A 21,567-nucleotide genomic window follows, 5' to 3' on the forward strand; every position below is an offset into this window, starting at 1 on the left:
GCTATTCCTCGTCAGACACTTTAATCGTGATATGGCAGGTACGTTTGCAAATTCGATTTGCCCGTCCTTTAGCTCTGGGACTAATACGTTTTAAAGTCATCGCTTCATCAACGCAGACCATACCTACTTTTAAATCATCAATATCTGCTCCATTATTATTTTCAGCGTTTGCAATGGCTGACTCTAATAATTTAAGCATTAATTGAGCACCTTTTTTTGGTGTAAACTTGAGGACATCAAGTGCACCTGATACTTTCATATTACGTATCATATCTGCTACCAATCTGCCCTTTTGAGCGGATAAGGGAGCACCTTTTAACTTTGCTGTAACTTCCATCATATCCTCTTATTTACCTTTAGCCTTTCTGTCACCAGAATGGCCTTTAAAAGTTCGAGTCATGGCAAACTCACCTAATTTATGACCAACCATATTATCAGTAATATATACAGGAATATGATCTTTGCCGTTATGAACAGCAATTGTTAAGTCAATCATTTCAGGAACGATTGTTGATCGTCTAGACCATGTTTTAATTGGTTTCTTAGATTTTGATTCAATTGCAGTCTCTACTTTGGCAATCAAATGATGGTCAACAAAAGGACCTTTTCTTATAGAACGAGCCACTTGATATCCTCTCAATAATTATTTCTTTTTACGTCTTCTGACAATAAAACTATCAGTACGCTTATTACTTCTGGTTTTATAACCTTTAGTAGGCATTCCCCATGGTGACACAGGATGACGTCCACCAGAAGTACGGCCTTCACCACCACCATGTGGATGGTCGACTGGGTTCATAGCTACCCCACGAACTGTTGGGCGAATACCTCTCCAGCGTTTAGCTCCAGCTTTACCTAATGCGCGTAAACTATGCTCACTATTACTTACTTCACCAATTACCGCTCTGCAAAGAACATGTATTTTACGCATTTCGCCTGAGCGAAGTCTTAATGTTGCATATATACCTTCTTTAGCAACAATTTGTCCGCTTGCTCCAGCACTTCTTAAAACCTGGGCACCTTTTCCTGGTTTCATTTCAACACAATGGATGGTGGTACCAACAGGAATATTTTTTAGTGGAAGGCAATTACCTGTACTAATAGGTGAATCAGCTCCACTTACCACAGTATCACCCGCTTTTAAATTAGCTGGGGCAATAATATATCTTCTTTCACCATCTTTATAAACAATTAAAGCTATCAAAGCGGTGCGATTTGGATCGTATTCAATACGCTCAACACGTGCTTCAATACCATCTTTATTACGTTTGAAGTCAATAATACGATATTGATTACGCTGACCACCACCGATATGTCTTACAGTGATTCTACCTTGGTTATTACGTCCACCGGTTTTCTTTAGTTTTTCAACTAAAGCAGCGTGTGGTTTTCCTTTATGAATATGGTGATGAACCACGCGTAGCTCGCCACGTTTTCCTGGCGAAGTAGGTTTAGATTTTAATAGTGCCATCTTAATCTGCCTTATTCGGTAGCTGTAAAGTCAATATCTTGATCAGCATGAAGAGTTACAAATGCCTTTTTCCAATCACTACGCTTGCCGCTTGTTTGTTTAAAACGCTTTGTTTTTCCCTTCACATTGATAACAGATACATTTTTAACTTTAACGTTAAATATATTCTCTACCGCCATTTTAATTTCATTTTTAGTTGCAGTTTTCAATACTTTGAAAGTGAACTGTTTCAGCTTATCAGCTATGACAGTAGCTTTTTCAGAAGTATGTGGTTCACGTAGAACCATCAACAATCTTTCAGCGTTCATTGTAACTGTTCCTCAATTTTTTTAATTGCAGCTTCTGTAACAACAACTTTCTCAAATTTGAGTAAAGAAACAGGATCTATAGTTGTAACGTCGCAGATGTCAAAATCAATTAAGTTTCTTGAACCAAAATATTCATTTTCACCAACTTCACTCATTACGATCAGCGCATTGTTGATGTTTAGCTGGCTCATTTTATTAACAAAATCTTTGGTTTTTTTGCTTTCGCATTGGAAATCACTTACTACAATAAGGTTACCAGTGCGGCAAAGTTCGGAGATTATACTACGTAATGCGCGTTTGTACATTTTTTTATTAATTTTTTGTGAATAATCTCTTTTTTTAGAAGCAAAAGTTACCCCACCGCTTCTCCAGAGAGGGCTTCGAATAGTACCAGCACGAGCACGACCAGTACCTTTTTGATTCCATGGCTTTTTACCGCCGCCTCTAACTTCAGATCGTGTTTTTTGAGCACTATTACCACTACGTGCGTTATTCATATAGGTTATAACGGCTTGGTGAATTAAGCCTTCATTATAACCATACGCAAATACTTCTTGGTTCAGTTTTAATTTTGAATTTGTATCTATAGTAGTAATTTCCATCACTCACCTCGAACTTGCTTTTTAACTGCAGGCTTAATCTCAACTTGTGAGCCAGGAGCACCAGGTATAGCACCTTTAATAAGAAGTAAATTTCTTTCAGCATCTACGCGCACTAATTCAAGGCTTTGAACAGTACAACGAACATTACCCATGTGACCAGCCATTTTCTTACCTTTAAATACACGTCCTGGAGTTTGGTTTTGACCAATAGAACCAGGCACACGATGCGATCTGGAGTTACCATGAGTAGCATCTTGTGTTCTAAAATTATATCTTTTAACCGTACCAGCGAAACCTTTACCTTTGGTAGTTCCAGCAACATCAACAAATTGGCCAGCAGTAAATACATCAGCTACTGATATCACCTGACCAGTTTTGAATGCTTCTTCTGAGTCAATTAAAAACTCAATACGCATGTCACCAGCTTCAATTTCAGCTTTTGCAAAGTGGCCAGTTAATGGTTTGTTAACTTTGCTTGCTTTTTTAGTACCACCAGTTAATTGAACAGCAGAGTAACCATCAGTTTCTTTGGTTTTAACTTGTGAGACTCTATTAGGGTGAACTTCAACAACAGAAACTGGAACAGAAACTCCATCTGCCATGAAGACCCGCGTCATACCGATTTTACGGCCTAATAAACCGATCATCATTCTAACACCTCTTTAATATCCTTCACCCTAACATTTAGTCATCAAGGCTTATCTGAACATCAACCCCAGCAGCCAGATCTAACTTCATCAACGCATCAACTGTTTTTTCAGTTGGATGAACGATAACGACCAGACGTTTGTGAGTACGTAATTCATATTGATCTCGAGCATCTTTATTAACATGCGGTGAAGTCAATACAGTAAATTTTTCCTTACGGACTGGCAATGGTATTGGCCCACGAACTTGTGCGCCAGTACGTTTTGCAGTCTCTACAATTTCTCGAGTTGATAAGTCAATCAACCGATGATCAAAGGATTTTAATCTTATTTTAATGTTTTGATTGCTACTCATTGTAATTACTCGATAATTTTAGCGACAACACCGGCGCCAACAGTACGGCCACCTTCCCGAATTGCGAAACGTAAACCTTCGTCCATCGCAATAGGTGCATGCAGGTTAATCGTCAATTGTACGTTATCACCTGGCATTACCATTTCTACTCCAGATGGCAAGTCACATGTACCTGTCACGTCTGTTGTTCTGAAATAAAACTGTGGTCTGTATCCATTGAAAAATGGAGTATGACGTCCACCTTCTTCTTTAGACAACACATATACTTCAGCTTCAAATTTTGTATGAGGCTTAATTGTTCCTGGCTTCGCTAATACTTGGCCGCGCTCAACTTCATCTCGCTTGGTTCCACGTAACAATACACCTACGTTATCTCCAGCTCGACCCTCATCCAACAACTTACGGAACATCTCAACACCTGTGCAAGTGGTTTTTTGAGTATCACGGATTCCCACAATCTCAATCTCTTCACCCACTTTCACTATTCCACTCTCTACACGGCCTGTTACTACTGTTCCGCGTCCAGAAATAGAAAATACGTCTTCAATCGGTAACAAAAATGCTTTATCAATGTTACGTACTGGCTCCGGTATGTAAGAGTCCATCGTCTCAACCAATTTCTCAATTGCTTTAACACCAATATCGCTCTCATCACCTTCCAACGCTTTCAGCGCAGAACCAACAACAATTGGAATATCATCGCCAGGGAAATCGTAACTGCTTAACAAGTCACGTACTTCCATTTCTACCAACTCTAATAACTCAGGATCATCAACCATGTCGGCTTTGTTCATGAACACAACAATGTAAGGAACACCAACTTGGCGTGATAACAAAATGTGCTCTCTAGTTTGTGGCATTGGACCATCAGCTGCTGATACTACAAGTATCGCTCCGTCCATTTGGGCCGCTCCAGTAATCATGTTCTTAACATAGTCAGCATGTCCTGGGCAATCAACGTGTGCATAGTGTCTGTTTGCTGATTCGTATTCTACGTGTGCTGTAGATATCGTAATACCACGCTCGCGTTCTTCGGGGGCCGCATCAATCTGATCATATGCTTTCGCCGTGCCACCAAACTTCTTCGCCATAATTGTGGTAATAGCCGCAGTTAATGTCGTCTTACCGTGGTCTACGTGACCAATCGTGCCAACATTTACGTGTGGCTTCTTACGCTCAAATTTTTCCTTCGCCATTTCAATAACCTCGTTAACTTTATTGTTTCTTAATAATTGCTTCAGCAATGTTATTTGGTGCTTCCGCGTACTTACTAAATTCCATTGTGTATGTTGCTCTTCCTTGCGTCGCAGAACGTAAATCGGTTGAATAACCAAACATCTCTGCTAATGGAACTTCAGCCCGAACAATTTTACCTGCTGGTGAATCTTCCATTCCTTGAACCAGACCGCGACGTCTGTTAAGGTCACCCATAACATCCCCCATGTAATCCTCAGGGGTTACGACTTCAACGCTCATTATAGGCTCAAGCAATACAGGTTTAGCTTTTAATGCACCTTGCTTGAAGCATTGTGAACCTGCGATTTTAAATGCCATCTCACTAGAATCCACTTCGTGGAATGAACCGTCAAACAACGTGACTTTAACATCCACTACTGGATATCCAGCAATAACGCCATTTTGCATCTGCTCTTGAACACCTTTATCAACAGCAGGTATGTATTCTTTAGGAATAACACCACCAACAATTGCGTTGATAAACTCATAACCTTTTCCAGGCTCTTGAGGTTCAATTTTCAGCCAAACGTGACCGTACTGTCCACGCCCACCTGATTGTCTTACAAACTTGCCTTCTTGCTCCACAGGTTGTTTCAATGTTTCGCGATAGGCAACTTGAGGCTTACCAACATTAGCTTCCACATTAAACTCTCGTTTCATGCGGTCAACAATAATTTCTAGATGAAGCTCACCCATACCTTCAATAATCGTTTGTCCAGATTCTTCGTCAGTATGAACTCTGAATGAAGGATCTTCTTGAGCCAACTTACCAAGGGCAATACCCATTTTTTCTTGATCGGCCTTAGTTTTTGGTTCTACAGCGACAGCAATTACAGGATCGGGAAAATCCATTCTTTCTAATATGACAACACTTTCAGTATCACATAAAGTATCACCAGTCATTACTGTTTTCAGTCCTACAGCTGCAGCAATATCACCAGCTCTTACTTCTTTGATTTCTTCACGTGAATTAGCATGCATCTGGAGTAAACGACCTATACGTTCTCTTTTGGCTTTTACTGAGTTATAAACAGTGTCACCACTTTTTAGAACACCAGAGTAAGTTCTAAAATAAGTTAAAGTACCAACGAATGGGTCAGTTGCGATTTTAAACGCCAAAGCAGAAAAAGGAGCATCATAACTTGTTTTACGAGAAGCTGGCTCACCATCTTCATCAACGCCTTGAACGTCAGGAATATCAGTTGGAGAAGGTAAATACTCAATTACTCCATCTAGTACTGCTTGTACGCCTTTATTTTTAAAGGCTGAACCACAAAAAACAGGGACAATTTGGTTGCTAATAGTCAATTGACGTAGCGCTGTCTTAATCTCTGCTTCAGTGAACTCTTGACCTTCAAGATACTTCTCCATGAGTTCTTCATTTGCTTCTGCAGCTGCTTCTATGAGTAGAGCACGGTATTCTTCACATTGTTCTTTGAGATCTGCAGGAACTTCTTTATATTGGAAAGTCATCCCTTTGTTTTCTTCATCCCAATGAATTGCTTTCATCTTAATAAGGTCAATAACACCTTTAAATTCTTCTTCAGCACCAATGGGTAATTGAACAACGACAGGATTTGAACCAAGTCTTTGCTTAATTTGGCTTACCACACGAAGGAAGTTTGCACCCATTCTATCCATCTTGTTGACGAACACAATTCGTGGTACACCATATTTATTTGCTTGGCGCCAAACTGTTTCAGACTGTGGTTCCACTCCAGATACTGAATCGAACACCACAACAGCACCATCGAGCACACGCAAAGACCGCTCGACTTCAATCATGAAGTCCACATGTCCTGGTGTATCAATGATATTAATACGATGTGGCTCGAACTGTTTGTCCATGCCAGACCAGTAGCACGTTGTTGCTGCTGAGGTAATGGTAATGCCGCGCTCTTGCTCCTGAACCATCCAGTCCATAGTTGCTGCACCGTCATGAACTTCACCAATTTTATGAGACATACCAGTATAGTACAGGACACGCTCTGTTGTTGTTGTTTTACCAGCATCAACGTGCGCTGCAATACCTATGTTTCTATATAACTTCAATGGAGTAGACACGGGATTACCTCTCTATTAGTTCCATCTAAAATGTGCAAATGCCTGGTTAGCTTTTGCCATCTTATGTGTATCTTCGCGTTTCTTCACTGCAGAACCTTTACTTTCGTAAGCATCCATAAGTTCTCCAGCCAAACGTAGCATCATACCCTTTTCACCACGAGTACGTGCTGCCTGTACAATCCAGCGCATTCCTAAAGCAATGCTTCTGTCCGTTCTAACTTCAACAGGGACTTGATATGTAGCGCCACCAACTCGGCGTGAACGAACTTCAACGCTTGGGCGTACATTATCTAAAGCATTTTCAAAATAACGAAGAACTGTTGCAGAACCAGTTGAACCTGATTCGCTTTCATCTTCATCTGTTTTTTTAAGTTTCTTTACGCGCTCTTCCATAACGGATAAAGCACCATAAATAATTTTTTCAGCAGTAGACTTCTTACCACTAACCATTAATACGTTGATAAATTTTGCTAATAACTCACTATGATGTTTAGGATCTGGCAAAATTTCTCTTTTGGGGACTTCTCTTCTTCTAGGCATTTCGATTTCCTACAATCAGTTATTTTTTATCTTTTGGTTTTTTAGTACCGTATTTTGAACGACCTTGTTTACGATCATTAACACCTGAGGTATCTAAGCTACCTCTTACAGTGTGATAACGCACACCAGGTAAATCTTTAACACGACCACCTCTAATTAGAACAACTGAGTGTTCCTGAAGGTTATGGCCTTCTCCACCAATGTATGATGAAACTTCAAATCCATTAGTTAACCGTACACGAGCAACCTTACGCATAGCTGAGTTAGGTTTTTTAGGTGTAGTAGTGTAAACGCGTGTACATACACCGCGTCTTTGTGGACATGATTCCAGTGCAGGCACGTTACTTTTCTTTTTTACGTCCACACGAGGCTTTCTTACTAACTGATTAATAGTAGCCATTTATACTTAACTCCGATCTGTCTCTTTTGATTATTTCGAATGCATAAGGAGGCCGGATTCTATATAGCTACGGCAGATTTGTCAAGTTTAATCTGCCGTTTTTCGAATCCGAACTAGTGTTCTTGATTGTCTGCGTTTAATGCTTCACTTAACGCATGCTCAACATCACTTGCAGTGACGGTATGCACTGGGTGCTCACCGGCTGCAGCCTTAGCTCTTTTTGCCTTACGGCTTTGATGGTATGCATAACCTGTTCCTGCAGGGATCAAGCGACCTACCATAACATTTTCTTTTAAACCACGTAAATCATCAACTTTACCACTTACAGCAGCTTCAGTTAAAACTCTTGTTGTTTCTTGGAACGAAGCAGCAGAGATAAATGACTCAGTTGCCAAAGAAGCCTTGGTAATACCTAACAATATAGGAGTACCTCGGGCTGGTTGTTTATCTTCAGCAATAAGCTTGTCATTTTCCTGCAACAAGACGCTTTCTTCAACTTGTTCACCGGCCAAGAATTTAGAATCCCCAGCAAAAGTAATAACTCTTTTACGTAGCATTTGTCGTACGATTACTTCGATGTGTTTATCATTAATTTTTACACCTTGTAAACGATATACGTCTTGAACTTCATTTACAATGTAATTCGCTAATGCACCAACGCCAAGTAAGCGCAATATATCATGAGGATTGAGCGCACCTTCAGCAATAATTTCACCGCGTTCAACATGCTCCCCTTCAAAGACAGAAATATGTCTCCATTTAGGTATCAATTCTTCATGACATTGATCTTCAGAAACATTAATAAGTAATCTTCTCTTACCTTTTGTTTCCTTACCAAAACTAACCATTCCTGAAACTTCAGCCATAACAGCTGAATCTTTAGGTTTACGCGCTTCGAATAAATCAGCTACTCGAGGCAGACCCCCGGTAATATCGCGAGTTTTAGAACGTTCTTGAGGAATACGTGCTATGACGTCTCCTATACCTACGTGACCGCCATCTTCGAAATTAACAATCGCATCTACTGGCAGATAGTATTGAGCAGGAACGTTGGTACCAGCAAGATAAATATCTTCCCCGTTTTCAGCGACGAGTTTTACCATCGGGCGTAAATCACGACCTGCTGCACTACGTTGTTTCGCATCGATAACTACGATGTTACTCAAGCCTGTTAGCTCATCTGTTTGTCGGTTCATGGTGATACCTTCAACCAAATCAACAAATTTCAGATATCCTGTTACCTCTGAAATAACTGGGTGAGTATGGGGATCCCAAGTAGCAATAACTTGCCCAGCTTCTACAGGTGAATTGTCATGAACTGAAATTACAGCGCCGTATGGCAACTTGTAACGTTCACGTTCACGCCCGAACTCATCAACAATGGTTACCTCACCGGAGCGAGATACAGCCACCAAGTTTTTGTTTTCGTGAGTAACTGTTTTAATGTTATGTAAACGAATAACCCCTTTCGTTTTAATCTGAATATTATTCGCTGCGGTCGCTCTAGAAGCAGCACCTCCAATATGGAAAGTACGCATTGTTAACTGGGTGCCGGGCTCTCCAATTGACTGAGCAGCTATAATACCTACAGCTTCACCTGTATTAACGAGATGGCCTCGGGCCAAATCACGGCCATAGCACTTAGCACACAATCCAAAACGGGTTTGGCAGGTAATCGGTGAGCGAACCATAATTTGATCCACACCTTGCTTTTCGAGTTTTTCAACCCATTCTTCATCCAATAAGGTACCCGCAGTAACAACAGGTTCACTTTGGTTAGGAATATAAACATCGGCAGCAACTACTCGTCCTAAAACGCGCTCATGTAACGGCTCAACGATATCCCCACCTTCAATCAGAGGTTGCATTAAAATACCAGTATCAACACCGCAATCATCTTCAGTAATCACTACGTCTTGAGCTACATCCACCAAACGTCGTGTCAAATAACCCGAGTTAGCAGTTTTTAACGCTGTATCTGCCAAACCTTTTCTAGCTCCGTGAGTCGAAATGAAATACTGGAATACGTTCAGACCTTCGCGGAAGTTAGCTGTAATTGGCGTTTCAATAATAGAGCCATCAGGTGCAGCCATCAATCCGCGCATACCTGCTAGCTGTCTTATTTGCGCTGCGGAACCCCGCGCTCCTGAATCAGCCATCATAAAGATTGGATTGAAGGATTCTTGTCGAACTTTATTCCCTTTGGCATCAATTGTTTCTTCTGTTGCTATTTTACTCATCATCGATTTAGCAACTAATTCGTTAGTTCTGGACCAAATATCGATTACTTTATTGTAACGTTCGCCATTGGTTACCAAACCAGATCGGAATTGTGATTCGATTTCACGAACTTCGTTATCTGCATGATCAATAATGCTGGCTTTGTCATCAGGTATTTCCATATCTTCAATACCAATTGATACACCAGAGCGAGTTGCATACTTAAAGCCTGTATACATAAGCTTATCAGCAAAAATAACCGTTTCCTTCAAACCAAAATTTCTATAGCAGGTATCTATGACTTTGGAAATGACTTTCTTGGTCATCGTACGGTTTATCTGAGCAAAGGTCATACCCTTAGGTAGCACTTCAGCAAGAATTGCTCGGCCAACAGTTGTTTCTACCAAATGGTGACCTTCACTATCTTCTTTTGGCATGCGGATTTTAATTTTAGCATGAATATCAAGATGACCTGACTCATAAAAGTTTTGTGCTTCTTGGGCACTAACAAAAATCTTCCCTTCACCTAAGGCATTAACTTTTTCACGAGTTAAGTAATATAAGCCTAATACAACGTCCTGGCTAGGTACAATAATTGGCTCACCACTCGCAGGTGATAAGATGTTGTTTGTAGACATCATTAATGAGCGAGCTTCCAATTGTGCCTCTAAAGTCAAGGGCACATGCACCGCCATTTGGTCACCGTCAAAGTCAGCGTTGTATGCAGTACATACTAATGGATGAAGTTGTATCGCTTTACCCTCAATAAGTACGGGTTCGAAGGCCTGTATACCTAATCTATGGAGAGTAGGAGCACGGTTTAGCAGGATAGGATGTTCACGAATTACATCATCTAATATATCCCAGACCACAGACTCTTCACGCTCTACCATTTTTTTGGCTGCTTTAATTGTTGTAGCTAAGCCTCTGAATTCAAGTTTACTGAATATGAATGGTTTAAATAACTCAAGAGCCATTTTCTTAGGGAGACCGCACTGATGCAGTTTCAAAGTCGGACCAACCACAATTACAGAACGACCTGAATAATCCACACGTTTACCTAACAGGTTTTGACGGAAACGACCTTGCTTTCCTTTAATCATATCAGCTAGCGATTTAAGGGGTCGCTTGTTGGTGCCCGTAATTGCACGGCCACGACGTCCATTATCGAGCAAAGCATCAACTGATTCCTGTAACATCCTCTTTTCATTACGAACAATAATATCTGGTGCGTTAAGATCCAAAAGACGTTTCAAACGGTTGTTTCGGTTAATGACACGTCGATATAAATCATTCAAATCAGATGTAGCAAAACGGCCACCATCTAGTGGTACCAATGGTCTTAAATCAGGTGGTAGCACAGGTAGGACATCCATAATCATCCACTCTGGCTTATTCCCAGACTCATAAAAAGCTTCGAGTAATTTTAATCTTTTGGTAATTTTTTTAATTTTGGTTTCAGAGTTGGTAGTTGGTAACTCTTCACGCAAATTCTTGATTTCATCTTCAAGATCAACTTGGCGGAGCAAATCACGAATAGCTTCGGCACCCATACGTGCATCAAACTCGTCACCATATTGTTCCATTGCATCAAGATACACTTCATCATTCAGCAATTGACCACGTTCCAACTCAGTCATTCCTGGGTCAACAACAACAAACGCTTCAAAATAAAGAACACGCTCAATATCACGCAAAGTCATATCCAGGAGTAAACCTATTCTGGAAGGTAACGACTTCAAAAACCAAATATGTGCAACTGGGCTTGCGAGCTCAATATGTCCCATACGTTCACGACGCACTTTTGCAAGCGCAAGCTCAACACCGCACTTTTCACAAATAACACCGCGATGTTTAAGACGCTTGTATTTTCCACATAAGCATTCGTAATCTTTTACTGGGCCAAAAGTTTTAGCACAAAACAACCCATCGCGTTCAGGTTTAAAGGTACGATAATTTATTGTTTCTGGTTTTTTTACTTCACCATATGACCATGAACGAATTAGCTCAGGAGAAGCCAACGCAATCTTAATTGCGTCGAACTCTTCACTTTGTCCCTGTTGCTTTAGGATGCCAAGCAAATCGCTCATCACAGGAGCTTTTCTCATTGGCTCATTCATTGGATCGTCGTTTAGAGTACTCAAGTCTATGCCTCCAAAAATTTGTTAATCAGTATGTATCGCTGAAAAAGTTAATCGTGTTCGAGTTCGATATCTATGCCCAATGCACGAATTTCTTTCAACAATACGTTGAAAGACTCAGGCATTCCTGGGTCCATACGATGATCGCCATCGACAATATTTTTGTAGATCTTTGTTCTACCTCCAACGTCATCTGATTTCACAGTCAACATTTCCTGTAATGTATAAGCTGCACCATAAGCTTCGAGAGCCCAAACCTCCATCTCCCCAAAGCGTTGTCCACCAAACTGTGCTTTACCACCTAATGGTTGTTGCGTTACTAGGCTATATGAGCCAGTTGAGCGAGCATGCATCTTATCATCAACTAAATGATTTAGTTTTAACATATACATGTAACCGACAGTTACCGGGTTATCAAATTTGCTTCCAGTTCGTCCGTCAGTCAAATAGGTTTTACCATCAGAAGACAAATCCGCCAGTTGCAGCATGCGTTTTATTTCTTCTTCAGAAGCACCATCAAAAACAGGTGTCGCCATAGGTACACCAGCACGTAGATTATCTGCCAATCTAAATATTTCTTCATCATTTAGACAATCTAAATGTACACGTTGTACGTCATCATGGTTGTATATCTTATTCAAGAACGACTTGATTTCAGCCGCATTTTGTTTTGTATCAAGCATCTGAGCAATTTTGTTACCCAAGCCTTTTGCAGCTAAACCAAGGTGGGTTTCGAGCACTTGTCCGATATTCATACGTGATGGTACGCCTAGCGGATTAAGAACGATGTCTACTGCTGTTCCATCTTCCATATGCGGCATGTCTTCAACAGGAACTACGATGGAGATAACCCCTTTGTTACCGTGACGACCTGCCATCTTATCGCCTGGTTGAATACGTCTTTTCACAGCAAGATACACTTTAACAATTTTTAACACGCCAGGAGCCAGATCATCGCCTTGAATGATTTTCTTACGACTGTCGTTAAAGCGCTTTTCCATTTCTTTAGACAACATTTCAAGTTGCTTTGAAAGCTGTTCTAATTGCTGGCTCGTTACATCGTTTTCAAGACGGATATCAAACCATTTATCTCTACCTATCTTATCAAGGTATTCTTGGTTTATTTTAGATCCTGGTTTCAGGTTTCCTGGGCCACCTGTTGCTACTTTATCGAGAACAATATTTGCTACGCGATGGTAGATATCTTCTTCACGAATACGTCGCTCATCAACTAAGTCTTTACGGACTCGCGCCAAATGTTCTTCCTCGATGCTTTTCGCACGGGCATCTTTTTCTAAGCCATCACGCGTAAATACTTGCACGTCAATGACAGTACCATTCATTCCTGATGGAACACGAAGTGAAGAATCCTTAACATCAGAAGCCTTTTCGCCAAAGATTGCTCTTAGTAGCTTCTCTTCAGGTGTTAATTGTGTTTCGCCCTTAGGAGTAACTTTTCCAACAAGAATATCGCCGGCTTTAACTTCAGCACCGATGTATACTACACCTGATTCATCCAAGTTAGAAAGAGCAGATTCACCTACATTAGGAATATCTGCAGTAATCTCTTCTGTACCTAATTTAGTATCACGGGCAATACACGTTAATTCTTCTATATGAATTGTTGTGAATCGATCATCTTGTACGATACGCTCGGATATAAGAATAGAGTCCTCGAAGTTATATCCATTCCATGGCATAAAAGCGACCAACAAGTTCTGACCTAAAGCCAGTTCGCCCATATCAGTACATGGACCATCGGCCAATATATCGCCTCTTTGGATGATATCACCTGTATTGACTATTGGACGTTGGTTAATACATGTATCCTGATTTGAGCGGAAGTATTTAGTCAGGTTATAAATATCAACGCCGGTTTCACCCGCGGTAGTCTCATCGTCATTAACACGGACCACAATACGAGATGCATCAACAAGATCAATTATCCCACCTCGTTTTGCTACTACTGAAACTCCCGAATCAGACGCTACAATACGCTCCATCCCAGTACCTACTAAAGGTTTTTCTGAGCGCAGGGTAGGCACTGCTTGTCGTTGCATGTTTGAACCCATTAAAGCACGGTTCGCGTCATCATGTTCTAGGAATGGAATCAAAGAAGCTGCCACAGACACAATCTGCTTCGGCGAAATATCCATGTAGTTGATATTATCGGGCGTAGTCAATGAAAATTCATTTTGATGTCTGCAAGGAACAAGATCAGCCAGTATGTTACCTTCTTTATCAAGTGCAACGCTTGATTGGGCGATGTATTGATCCACTTCTTCAATAGCTGAGAGATATTCAATATCATCAGTAACACGGCCATTAATTACTTTACGACATGGAGTTTCAATAAATCCATAATCATTTGTTCTAGCATATACAGACAGGGAGTTAATCAACCCAATGTTTGGACCTTCAGGAGTTTCAATAGGACATACTCTACCATAATGTGTAGTATGTACGTCACGTACCTCAAACCCTGCACGTTCACGTGTTAAACCACCTGGGCCTAGTGCAGAAACGCGTCGTTTGTGGGTAACACCGGATAATGGATTGACTTGATCCATAAATTGTGACAGCTGACTGGAACCGAAAAATTCTTTAATTGCTGCGGAAACGGGTTTTGCATTAATCAAGTCCTGCGGCATCAGATTTTCTGACTCAACCAAACTTAAACGTTCTTTAACGGCTCTTTCAACACGCACAAGACCCACTCTAAATTGATTTTCAGTCATTTCCCCGACACTACGAACCCTTCGGTTACCTAGATGGTCAATATCATCAACCATTCCAATACCGTTTCTTATGTCGATAAGGGTTTTGATAACTGACAAAATATCTTCTTTAGTCAAAGTGCCCGGACCGTCATCATTTTTTCTACCAACGCGTCGATTAAATTTCATTCTTCCAACTGCAGATAAGTCATACCGCTCATCGACAAAAAATAGATTTTTAAATAAAGCTTCGGCAGCCTCTTTAGTTGGTGGCTCGCCTGGACGCATCATACGGTAAATTTCAACAAGCGCCTCTAATTGACTTGAAGTAGGATCAATTTTAACTGTATCTGATATATATGAACCATGATCCAAATCATTGGTGTAAATCATATCAAATTCATGGAGTCCGTTAGAAGCCATTGCATCGAGCAACTCATCTGTAACTTCATCATTTGCTTGAGCAATAAACTCTCCGGTAGAGGTATCAATGATATTTCTGGCTAAAGTTTTACCTATTAGATAATCACGAGGCACAATCAGATCTTTCATCTGACTTTTTTCCATTAACTTGATATGACGTGCTGTAATTCTTCTACCTTGTTCGACAATTAATTCCCCTGTCTCAGGGACATGAATATCAAAAGAAGCAATTTCCCCGCGTAAACGTTGAGGGATAAGATCAATATGATATTCGCCATTTTTAAGATGGCAGCTGGTCATTTCAAAAAATTCGCTCAGAATATCTTCTGTTTCGTATCCTAAAGCTCTTAAAAGAATACTAACCGGTAATTTACGTCGTCTATCAATACGAACATAAACACAATCTTTTGGATCAAATTCAAAATCTAACCAAGAACCACGGTAGGGTATAATACGCGCGGAATATAACAACTTACCTGAAGAATGGGTTTTACCTTTATCGTGCTCAAATATCACACCAGGAGAACGATGTAACTGAGAAACTACTACCCGTTCAGTACCATTTACTACGAACGTGCCTACATCTGTCATTAAAGGTATTTCACCCATAAAAACGTCTTGTTCTCTAATATCTTTAATTGGCTTAGGTTCTTCGCTTGCGTCTTTATCCAAAACAACAAGTCTTATTTTAACCCTCAATGGTGCAGAATATGTTAGACCTCTTAATTTGCATTCACGAACATCGAATGCTGGTTCACCTAACTTATAACCAACATATTCTAATCGTGCATTGCCTGAAAAGCTTTCAATCGGAAATACAGAAGAAAATGCAGCATGCAATCCTGTATTAAAGTGTTCATTTGACTTGCTATCAGCCTGAAGGAAATCCCTGTAAGATTTGAGTTGAATTTCAAGCAGATTTGGTATTGCCATTTTATCGGCCTGCGTACCAAAGCTTTTGCGAAATCGTTTTTTCTCAGCATGCGAATATTGAGGTTTAGCTTCTGCAACGGCCATGGTGTTTCCTCTGTAAATTATTGATGACTTCAAACACGTAAACCCAGCCATGAAACCATGGCTGGGTTCTATCTCACTGATATAGCTTTATTATTTAACTTCTACTGAAGCACCAGCTTCTTCAAGTTCTTTCTTGATGTTAGCAGCTTCGTCTTTAGATACAGCTTCTTTAATTGTTGAAGGAGCACCTTCTACTAAATCTTTAGCTTCTTTCAAGCCAAGACCTGTAATACCACGAACTGCTTTAATAACGTTTACTTTGTTAGCACCAAAACTAGTCATAACAACGTTAAACTCAGTTTGTTCTTCAGCAGCGGCGGCAGCAGCAGCTGGAGCAGCAACTGCAACAGCAGCAGCGGCAGCAGAAACGTTAAATTTCTCTTCCATTGCTTCGATTAACTCAACAACTTCCATAACAGACATGTTTGCTATGGTTTCTAAAATATCATTTTTTGACACAGCCATTACTAGCTCCTGATTTAAAATTAATTTAACGATTAAATGTGACTTAACCTGCTTTTTTATCTTTTACCGCTGCTAAGGTTCTTACTAATTTAGCATGAGGCTCAGCAAGAGTTCTGACAAATTTCTCAACGGGCGCTTTCATCACGTACATTAACTTGGCGATTGCTTCATCACGAGTCGGTAAGCTAGCAACAGCATCAATTTGATCTGCTCTGTATACTTTTCCGCCTACTGATAATGCTCTAACCTCAAGTTTGTCGCATGTCTTAGTGAATTCTTTAAGTAGCCTTGCTGCATCACTAGGTGCTTCTAGTGATAAAGCAATGAATAACGGGCCGACAAGCAAGTCATTCAAGCACTCAAATTCAGTGTTTTTAAAGGCTCTTCTTGTCAAAGTATTTCTTACAACTCGAAGATAAACACCAGATTTACGTGCTTCACTACGTAAGTGCGTCATTTGATTAACAGTTAAACCACGATAATCAGCAACTACTGCCGAAATAGCCTTTGAGGCGACCGCAGTCACTTCTTCAACAACAGCTTTTTTTGCAGCTAAATTTAATGTCACGTTACTGACCTCCTAATTATACAAATCACAAGGATTTGCCAGTTATGGTGGCCGCCTCTTTCATTATGTTGGAGCCGGTTCACCGTCTGCGCAGGAAATTAAGCGTTAGCACCTGCGGTCTTCGACGGCATGGAACCAAATCTATGCCGTGAATTCCTAAAAATGGGTGGTTATATTACACAGGTATTGATGAAATATCAATAGCTATTCCAGGACCCATAGTTGTAGATAAAGATATTTTCTTTAAATATTGACCTTTAGATGAAGAAGGCTTCGCCTTTTTTAGATCATTAATTAAAGCAACTATATTTTCGATAATGTCTTCAGCCGCAAAATCTACTTTACCGACAGTACAATGGATAATACCGTTTTTGTCAGTTCTGTAACGTACTTGACCTGATTTAGCATCTTTAACTGCAGCCTCAACGTTTGTTGTAACAGTTCCAACTTTTGGATTTGGCATTAAGCCTCTTGGGCCTAAAATCTGGCCTAATTGGCCGACGATACGCATAGCATCTGGTGTTGCAATAACAACATCGAAATCCATTGCGCCACCTTTAATCTTTTCAGCAAGATCTTCAAATCCAACGATATCAGCACCAGCATCTTTTGCCTTGGTCGCGTTGTCACCTTGTGCAAAAACGGCAACACGCACAACTTTACCAGTACCTTTAGGTAAGTTAGTTGATGAACGAACTACTTGATCTGATTTACGAGGATCAACACCCAAGTTAACACTAATATCTAAACTTTCACGAAATTTAGCTGAAGCAAATTGTTTCAAAAGATTAATTGCTTCACTAGCGCTATATAAATGATTTGTCTTGATTGTCTCTAAAATCTTTTTTTGTTTCTTCGATACTCTTGGCATGGCATCCCCCTTACTCTAAGCCTTCAACGTCAATACCCATACTGCGAGCAGTACCTGCAATACTTCTAACCGCTGCTGCTAAGCTGGCTGCAGTTAAATCAGGTTCTTTAATCTTCGCAATTTCTTCAAGTTGTTTGACGTTAAGTTTGGCCACTTTTTTAGTGTTAGGCGTACCACTTCCACTTTGAATACCCGCAGCCTTTTTCAGAAGAACTGAAGCCGGTGGTGTCTTAGTAATGAAGGTAAAACTACGATCACTATAAACAGTGATTACAACTGGTGTCGGTAACCCTTGTTCCATTTGTTGTGTTGCAGCGTTAAAGGCTTTACAAAATTCCATAATGTTAACACCACGTTGACCCAAAGCTGGACCTACTGGTGGACTTGGATTAGCTTTACCTGCTGGAATTTGCAACTTTATATATGCTTCTACTTTTTTTGCCATCTTTACTCCTTATGGGTCATACGCTAGTTTTTTTTAAAAAAGGATGAATATACTTTTTTAATTTCTAGCTCCCCTTTTTACACAAAATAGCCCTGGATAACTCTTATCTAAACTTGGTGTTTATTAAGGGTTATCCAGGGCACCTTAGCGAACTAAGTTTTCTCTACTTGACTAAATTCAAGTTCAACCGGAGTAGAACGTCCAAAAATCAGTACGGCTACTCTTAATCTGTTTTTCTCATAATTGACTTCCTCTACTACACCATTGAAGTCAACGAATGGACCTTCTTTAACTCGAACCACTTCGCCTGGTTCGAATAGAATCTTCGGTCTAGGTTTAGTAACACCATCTTCAACACGTTGCATAATCGCCTGAGCTTCTTTATCAGTAATAGGTGTAGGAGTCTGACTGGTCCCACCAATAAAACCTAGTACTCTTGGGATTGCTCTTATCATATGCCATGTTTGATCTTCCATAACCATGTTCACTAACACATAGCCAGGAAAAAACTTACGAGTGCTTTTGCGTTTTTGACCTGAACGCATTTCAACAACTTCTTCTGAGGGCACAACAACTTCACCAATTTTATCTTCCAAATTATGGTGTTGTGCACGAGATTTAATTTCGCGCATGACGAAATTCTCGTAACCTGAATAGGCATGTACAACGTACCATTGTTTCGATTTGTGTTCTTCCACCGAATTCACCCTAAATGCGTTATTTTAGCAATTGCCCACATCATCGCTGAATCGACGCCCCAGAGTATAAATCCGGTTACGGCAACCATAACAATAACAATCGTTGTTGTCTGTATCGTTTCTTGGCGGGTTGGCCAAACGACCTTTAACAATTCAACTTTTGATTCTTGAGCAAATTTAAATACTTGTTTACCTACAGAAGTCAGGTAGGCAAGAAATAATGTCAGCAACAACCATGCAAGCCATATTATTGACTGAATGGGACCTGAAAAAGTATAGTGATATGTACAAAAAAAAGCTGCTGCAGTTATAAGAACTACAGACATCCATGAAAGTATATTTTTAGTAGTACTTTGATTTTCGTTAGAACTTTTCATATTCACTTGTAAGTTGGCAGGCCAGGAGGGAATCGAACCCCCAACCTGCGGTTTTGGAGACCGCCACTCTGCCAATTGAGCTACTGGCCTAAATTAATTGGCATGAATCAGATATTCATGCCAACACAATTTAACTTTATTACTCGATAATTTTCGCAACAACACCGGCGCCAACAGTACGGCCACCTTCCCGAATTGCGAAACGTAAACCTTCGTCCATCGCAATAGGTGCATGCAGGTTAATCGTCAATTGTACGTTATCACCTGGCATTACCATTTCTACTCCAGATGGCAAGTCACATGTACCTGTCACGTCTGTTGTTCTGAAATAAAACTGTGGTCTGTATCCATTGAAAAATGGAGTATGACGTCCACCTTCTTCTTTAGACAACACATATACTTCAGCTTCAAATTTTGTATGAGGCTTAATTGTTCCTGGCTTCGCTAATACTTGGCCGCGCTCAACTTCATCTCGCTTGGTTCCACGTAACAATACACCTACGTTATCTCCAGCTCGACCCTCATCCAACAACTTACGGAACATCTCAACACCTGTGCAAGTGGTTTTTTGAGTATCACGGATTCCCACAATCTCAATCTCTTCACCCACTTTCACTATTCCACTCTCTACACGGCCTGTTACTACTGTTCCGCGTCCAGAAATAGAAAATACGTCTTCAATCGGTAACAAAAATGCTTTATCAATGTTACGTACTGGCTCCGGTATGTAAGAGTCCATCGTCTCAACCAATTTCTCAATTGCTTTAACACCAATATCGCTCTCATCACCTTCCAACGCTTTCAGCGCAGAACCAACAACAATTGGAATATCATCGCCAGGGAAATCGTAACTGCTTAACAAGTCACGTACTTCCATTTCTACCAACTCTAATAACTCAGGATCATCAACCATGTCGGCTTTGTTCATGAACACAACAATGTAAGGAACACCAACTTGGCGTGATAACAAAATGTGCTCTCTAGTTTGTGGCATTGGACCATCAGCTGCTGATACTACAAGTATCGCTCCGTCCATTTGGGCCGCTCCAGTAATCATGTTCTTAACATAGTCAGCATGTCCTGGGCAATCAACGTGTGCATAGTGTCTGTTTGCTGATTCGTATTCTACGTGTGCTGTAGATATCGTAATACCACGCTCGCGTTCTTCGGGGGCCGCATCAATCTGATCATATGCTTTCGCCGTGCCACCAAACTTCTTCGCCATAATTGTGGTAATAGCCGCAGTTAATGTCGTCTTACCGTGGTCTACGTGACCAATCGTGCCAACATTTACGTGTGGCTTCTTACGCTCAAATTTTTCCTTCGCCATTGGAAAGTCTCCCCATTTGCTAAATTGACATTATGGTGCCCACAACTGGACTCGAACCAACGACCTCTTCCTTACCAAGGAAGTGCTCTACCGCCTGAGCTATGTGGGCTTATATTAGCTTGCAGATTCATACGAACAAGCAAATATTTCTATTTTCTAATATTTTGGAGCGGGTGATGGGAATCGAACCCACGCTATCAGCTTGGAAGGCTGAAGTTCTACCATTGAACTACACCCGCTTATCCTTCTTTTTAACTGGTGGAGGGGGAAGGATTCGAACCTTCGAAGGCAGAGCCGTCAGATTTACAGTCTGATCCCTTTGACCGCTCGGGAACCCCTCCAAAAAGAACGCTATTGTCTTTTAAGATGAATAGAATGTCAACATTTTGTTAACGGCCAACCTATTTATGATGGTGCTGGCACCAGGAATCGAACCCGGGACCTACTGATTACAAGTCAGTTGCTCTACCAACTGAGCTACGCCAGCATATTCGCTTTTCCCTGCTTTTGCAGGATTTAGTGATAATTTCTCTGACTATCACTTAAATAAAACCCTGGCGATGACCTACTTTCACATGAGGAAACCTCACACTATCATTGGCGCGGTCTCGTTTCACTTCTGAGTTCGAGATGGGATCAGGTGGTTCCAAGACGCTATGGTCGCCAGGAAAA

General features: G+C 40.7%; 20 protein-coding genes, 5 tRNA genes and 1 rRNA gene. All 26 read right to left on the reverse strand.

Features of this window, described 5'->3' with window-relative positions; translation table 11 throughout:
- Nucleotide 1: 1 nt before the first annotated feature.
- Nucleotides 2-337 carry a 50S ribosomal protein L22 gene (gene rplV / locus ACWTE2_RS33620; RefSeq protein ID WP_003633087.1) on the reverse strand — a complete coding sequence of 112 codons (336 nt, stop codon included), beginning with the start codon at nucleotides 335-337 and terminating at the stop codon, nucleotides 2-4.
- A 9-nt stretch (nucleotides 338-346) separates the two neighbouring features.
- Nucleotides 347-625 (reverse strand): 30S ribosomal protein S19, encoded by a 279-nt coding sequence (gene rpsS / locus ACWTE2_RS33625; protein WP_182391662.1) that lies wholly within the window; start codon nucleotides 623-625, stop codon nucleotides 347-349.
- A gap of 18 nt (nucleotides 626-643) precedes the next feature.
- A complete protein-coding gene (gene rplB, locus ACWTE2_RS33630) occupies nucleotides 644-1,471 on the reverse strand; it encodes a 50S ribosomal protein L2 (protein ID WP_454786155.1) in 828 nt (275 codons plus the stop codon).
- An 11-nt stretch (nucleotides 1,472-1,482) separates the two neighbouring features.
- A complete protein-coding gene (rplW, locus tag ACWTE2_RS33635; RefSeq protein WP_019233364.1) occupies nucleotides 1,483-1,779 on the reverse strand; it encodes a 50S ribosomal protein L23 in 297 nt (98 codons plus the stop codon).
- A complete protein-coding gene (rplD, locus tag ACWTE2_RS33640; protein WP_454786156.1) occupies nucleotides 1,776-2,381 on the reverse strand; it encodes a 50S ribosomal protein L4 in 606 nt (201 codons plus the stop codon). Before rplD ends, rplW begins: the two co-directional genes overlap by 4 nt.
- Entirely contained in the window at nucleotides 2,381-3,031 is a 651-nt protein-coding gene (gene rplC, locus ACWTE2_RS33645) for a 50S ribosomal protein L3 (protein WP_182391665.1), read from the reverse strand. Before rplC ends, rplD begins: the two co-directional genes overlap by 1 nt.
- A 34-nt stretch (nucleotides 3,032-3,065) precedes the next feature.
- On the reverse strand, nucleotides 3,066-3,383 hold the full coding sequence (gene rpsJ, locus ACWTE2_RS33650; protein ID WP_010654833.1) for a 30S ribosomal protein S10: 318 nt from the start codon (nucleotides 3,381-3,383) through the stop codon (nucleotides 3,066-3,068).
- A 5-nt stretch (nucleotides 3,384-3,388) separates the two neighbouring features.
- Nucleotides 3,389-4,579 (reverse strand): elongation factor Tu, encoded by a 1,191-nt coding sequence (gene tuf, locus ACWTE2_RS33655; protein ID WP_182391666.1) that lies wholly within the window; start codon nucleotides 4,577-4,579, stop codon nucleotides 3,389-3,391.
- A 19-nt stretch (nucleotides 4,580-4,598) separates the two neighbouring features.
- Nucleotides 4,599-6,683 carry an elongation factor G gene (gene fusA / locus ACWTE2_RS33660; RefSeq protein ID WP_454786157.1) on the reverse strand — a complete coding sequence of 695 codons (2,085 nt, stop codon included), beginning with the start codon at nucleotides 6,681-6,683 and terminating at the stop codon, nucleotides 4,599-4,601.
- Nucleotides 6,684-6,698: 15 nt separating this feature from the next.
- Nucleotides 6,699-7,223 carry a 30S ribosomal protein S7 gene (gene rpsG, locus ACWTE2_RS33665; RefSeq protein ID WP_182391668.1) on the reverse strand — a complete coding sequence of 175 codons (525 nt, stop codon included), beginning with the start codon at nucleotides 7,221-7,223 and terminating at the stop codon, nucleotides 6,699-6,701.
- A 19-nt stretch (nucleotides 7,224-7,242) separates the two neighbouring features.
- Nucleotides 7,243-7,623, reverse strand: coding sequence for a 30S ribosomal protein S12 (gene rpsL / locus ACWTE2_RS33670; RefSeq protein WP_010654837.1), 381 nt, complete (start codon nucleotides 7,621-7,623; stop codon nucleotides 7,243-7,245).
- 113 nt (nucleotides 7,624-7,736) lie between these two features.
- The gene (gene rpoC, locus ACWTE2_RS33675; RefSeq protein ID WP_454786165.1) at nucleotides 7,737-11,933 is read right to left on the reverse strand and encodes a DNA-directed RNA polymerase subunit beta'; all 4,197 of its coding nucleotides are present in this window, start codon (nucleotides 11,931-11,933) and stop codon (nucleotides 7,737-7,739) included.
- Nucleotides 11,934-12,034: 101 nt separating this feature from the next.
- Nucleotides 12,035-16,141 (reverse strand): DNA-directed RNA polymerase subunit beta, encoded by a 4,107-nt coding sequence (gene rpoB / locus ACWTE2_RS33680; protein ID WP_182391669.1) that lies wholly within the window; start codon nucleotides 16,139-16,141, stop codon nucleotides 12,035-12,037.
- A 90-nt stretch (nucleotides 16,142-16,231) separates the two neighbouring features.
- Nucleotides 16,232-16,606 carry a 50S ribosomal protein L7/L12 gene (gene rplL / locus ACWTE2_RS33685; protein WP_182391670.1) on the reverse strand — a complete coding sequence of 125 codons (375 nt, stop codon included), beginning with the start codon at nucleotides 16,604-16,606 and terminating at the stop codon, nucleotides 16,232-16,234.
- A gap of 43 nt (nucleotides 16,607-16,649) precedes the next feature.
- Nucleotides 16,650-17,174 carry a 50S ribosomal protein L10 gene (gene rplJ, locus ACWTE2_RS33690; RefSeq protein ID WP_182391671.1) on the reverse strand — a complete coding sequence of 175 codons (525 nt, stop codon included), beginning with the start codon at nucleotides 17,172-17,174 and terminating at the stop codon, nucleotides 16,650-16,652.
- A 175-nt stretch (nucleotides 17,175-17,349) separates the two neighbouring features.
- Nucleotides 17,350-18,045, reverse strand: a complete 696-nt coding sequence (rplA, locus tag ACWTE2_RS33695; RefSeq protein WP_182391672.1) for a 50S ribosomal protein L1 — start codon at nucleotides 18,043-18,045, stop codon at nucleotides 17,350-17,352.
- 10 nt (nucleotides 18,046-18,055) lie between these two features.
- On the reverse strand, nucleotides 18,056-18,490 hold the full coding sequence (rplK, locus tag ACWTE2_RS33700) for a 50S ribosomal protein L11 (protein WP_010654844.1): 435 nt from the start codon (nucleotides 18,488-18,490) through the stop codon (nucleotides 18,056-18,058).
- A 152-nt stretch (nucleotides 18,491-18,642) separates the two neighbouring features.
- Nucleotides 18,643-19,188 (reverse strand): transcription termination/antitermination protein NusG, encoded by a 546-nt coding sequence (gene nusG, locus ACWTE2_RS33705; RefSeq protein WP_182393711.1) that lies wholly within the window; start codon nucleotides 19,186-19,188, stop codon nucleotides 18,643-18,645.
- A 5-nt stretch (nucleotides 19,189-19,193) separates the two neighbouring features.
- Entirely contained in the window at nucleotides 19,194-19,565 is a 372-nt protein-coding gene (gene secE, locus ACWTE2_RS33710; RefSeq protein WP_182391673.1) for a preprotein translocase subunit SecE, read from the reverse strand.
- Nucleotides 19,566-19,579: 14 nt separating this feature from the next.
- Nucleotides 19,580-19,655 (reverse strand) — tRNA-Trp (locus tag ACWTE2_RS33715).
- 49 nt (nucleotides 19,656-19,704) lie between these two features.
- Complete coding sequence (tuf, locus tag ACWTE2_RS33720; protein ID WP_182391666.1) at nucleotides 19,705-20,895, reverse strand: elongation factor Tu; 1,191 nt, start codon at nucleotides 20,893-20,895, stop codon at nucleotides 19,705-19,707.
- A 33-nt stretch (nucleotides 20,896-20,928) separates the two neighbouring features.
- Nucleotides 20,929-21,004: transfer RNA gene (locus ACWTE2_RS33725), tRNA-Thr, on the reverse strand.
- A gap of 56 nt (nucleotides 21,005-21,060) precedes the next feature.
- Nucleotides 21,061-21,134 (reverse strand) — tRNA-Gly (locus tag ACWTE2_RS33730).
- Between the two features lie 17 nt (nucleotides 21,135-21,151).
- A tRNA-Tyr gene (locus ACWTE2_RS33735) sits at nucleotides 21,152-21,236 on the reverse strand.
- A 70-nt stretch (nucleotides 21,237-21,306) separates the two neighbouring features.
- Nucleotides 21,307-21,382 (reverse strand) — tRNA-Thr (locus ACWTE2_RS33740).
- Nucleotides 21,383-21,447: 65 nt separating this feature from the next.
- Nucleotides 21,448-21,563, reverse strand: a 5S ribosomal RNA gene (gene rrf, locus ACWTE2_RS33745).
- Nucleotides 21,564-21,567 lie beyond the last annotated feature (4 nt).

The organism is Legionella nigrisilvae, assembly GCF_977063395.2.

What these genes read in the sequence shown, in the direction of transcription:
- rplV (WP_003633087.1), bottom strand. Translation starts at nt 337, where the DNA reads ATGGAAGTTACAGCAAAGTTAAAAGGTGCTCCCTTATCCGCTCAAAAG.
- rplB (WP_454786155.1), bottom strand. Translation starts at nt 1,471, where the DNA reads ATGGCACTATTAAAATCTAAACCTACTTCGCCAGGAAAACGTGGCGAG.
- rplW (WP_019233364.1), bottom strand. Translation starts at nt 1,779, where the DNA reads ATGAACGCTGAAAGATTGTTGATGGTTCTACGTGAACCACATACTTCT.
- rplD (WP_454786156.1), bottom strand. Translation starts at nt 2,381, where the DNA reads ATGGAAATTACTACTATAGATACAAATTCAAAATTAAAACTGAACCAA.
- rplC (WP_182391665.1), bottom strand. Translation starts at nt 3,031, where the DNA reads ATGATGATCGGTTTATTAGGCCGTAAAATCGGTATGACGCGGGTCTTC.
- rpsJ (WP_010654833.1), bottom strand. Translation starts at nt 3,383, where the DNA reads ATGAGTAGCAATCAAAACATTAAAATAAGATTAAAATCCTTTGATCAT.
- tuf (WP_182391666.1), bottom strand. Translation starts at nt 4,579, where the DNA reads ATGGCGAAGGAAAAATTTGAGCGTAAGAAGCCACACGTAAATGTTGGC.
- rpsG (WP_182391668.1), bottom strand. Translation starts at nt 7,223, where the DNA reads ATGCCTAGAAGAAGAGAAGTCCCCAAAAGAGAAATTTTGCCAGATCCT.
- rpsL (WP_010654837.1), bottom strand. Translation starts at nt 7,623, where the DNA reads ATGGCTACTATTAATCAGTTAGTAAGAAAGCCTCGTGTGGACGTAAAA.
- rpoC (WP_454786165.1), bottom strand. Translation starts at nt 11,933, where the DNA reads ATGAGCGATTTGCTTGGCATCCTAAAGCAACAGGGACAAAGTGAAGAG.
- rpoB (WP_182391669.1), bottom strand. Translation starts at nt 16,141, where the DNA reads ATGGCCGTTGCAGAAGCTAAACCTCAATATTCGCATGCTGAGAAAAAA.
- rplL (WP_182391670.1), bottom strand. Translation starts at nt 16,606, where the DNA reads ATGGCTGTGTCAAAAAATGATATTTTAGAAACCATAGCAAACATGTCT.
- rplA (WP_182391672.1), bottom strand. Translation starts at nt 18,045, where the DNA reads ATGCCAAGAGTATCGAAGAAACAAAAAAAGATTTTAGAGACAATCAAG.
- rplK (WP_010654844.1), bottom strand. Translation starts at nt 18,490, where the DNA reads ATGGCAAAAAAAGTAGAAGCATATATAAAGTTGCAAATTCCAGCAGGT.
- secE (WP_182391673.1), bottom strand. Translation starts at nt 19,565, where the DNA reads ATGAAAAGTTCTAACGAAAATCAAAGTACTACTAAAAATATACTTTCA.
- tuf (WP_182391666.1), bottom strand. Translation starts at nt 20,895, where the DNA reads ATGGCGAAGGAAAAATTTGAGCGTAAGAAGCCACACGTAAATGTTGGC.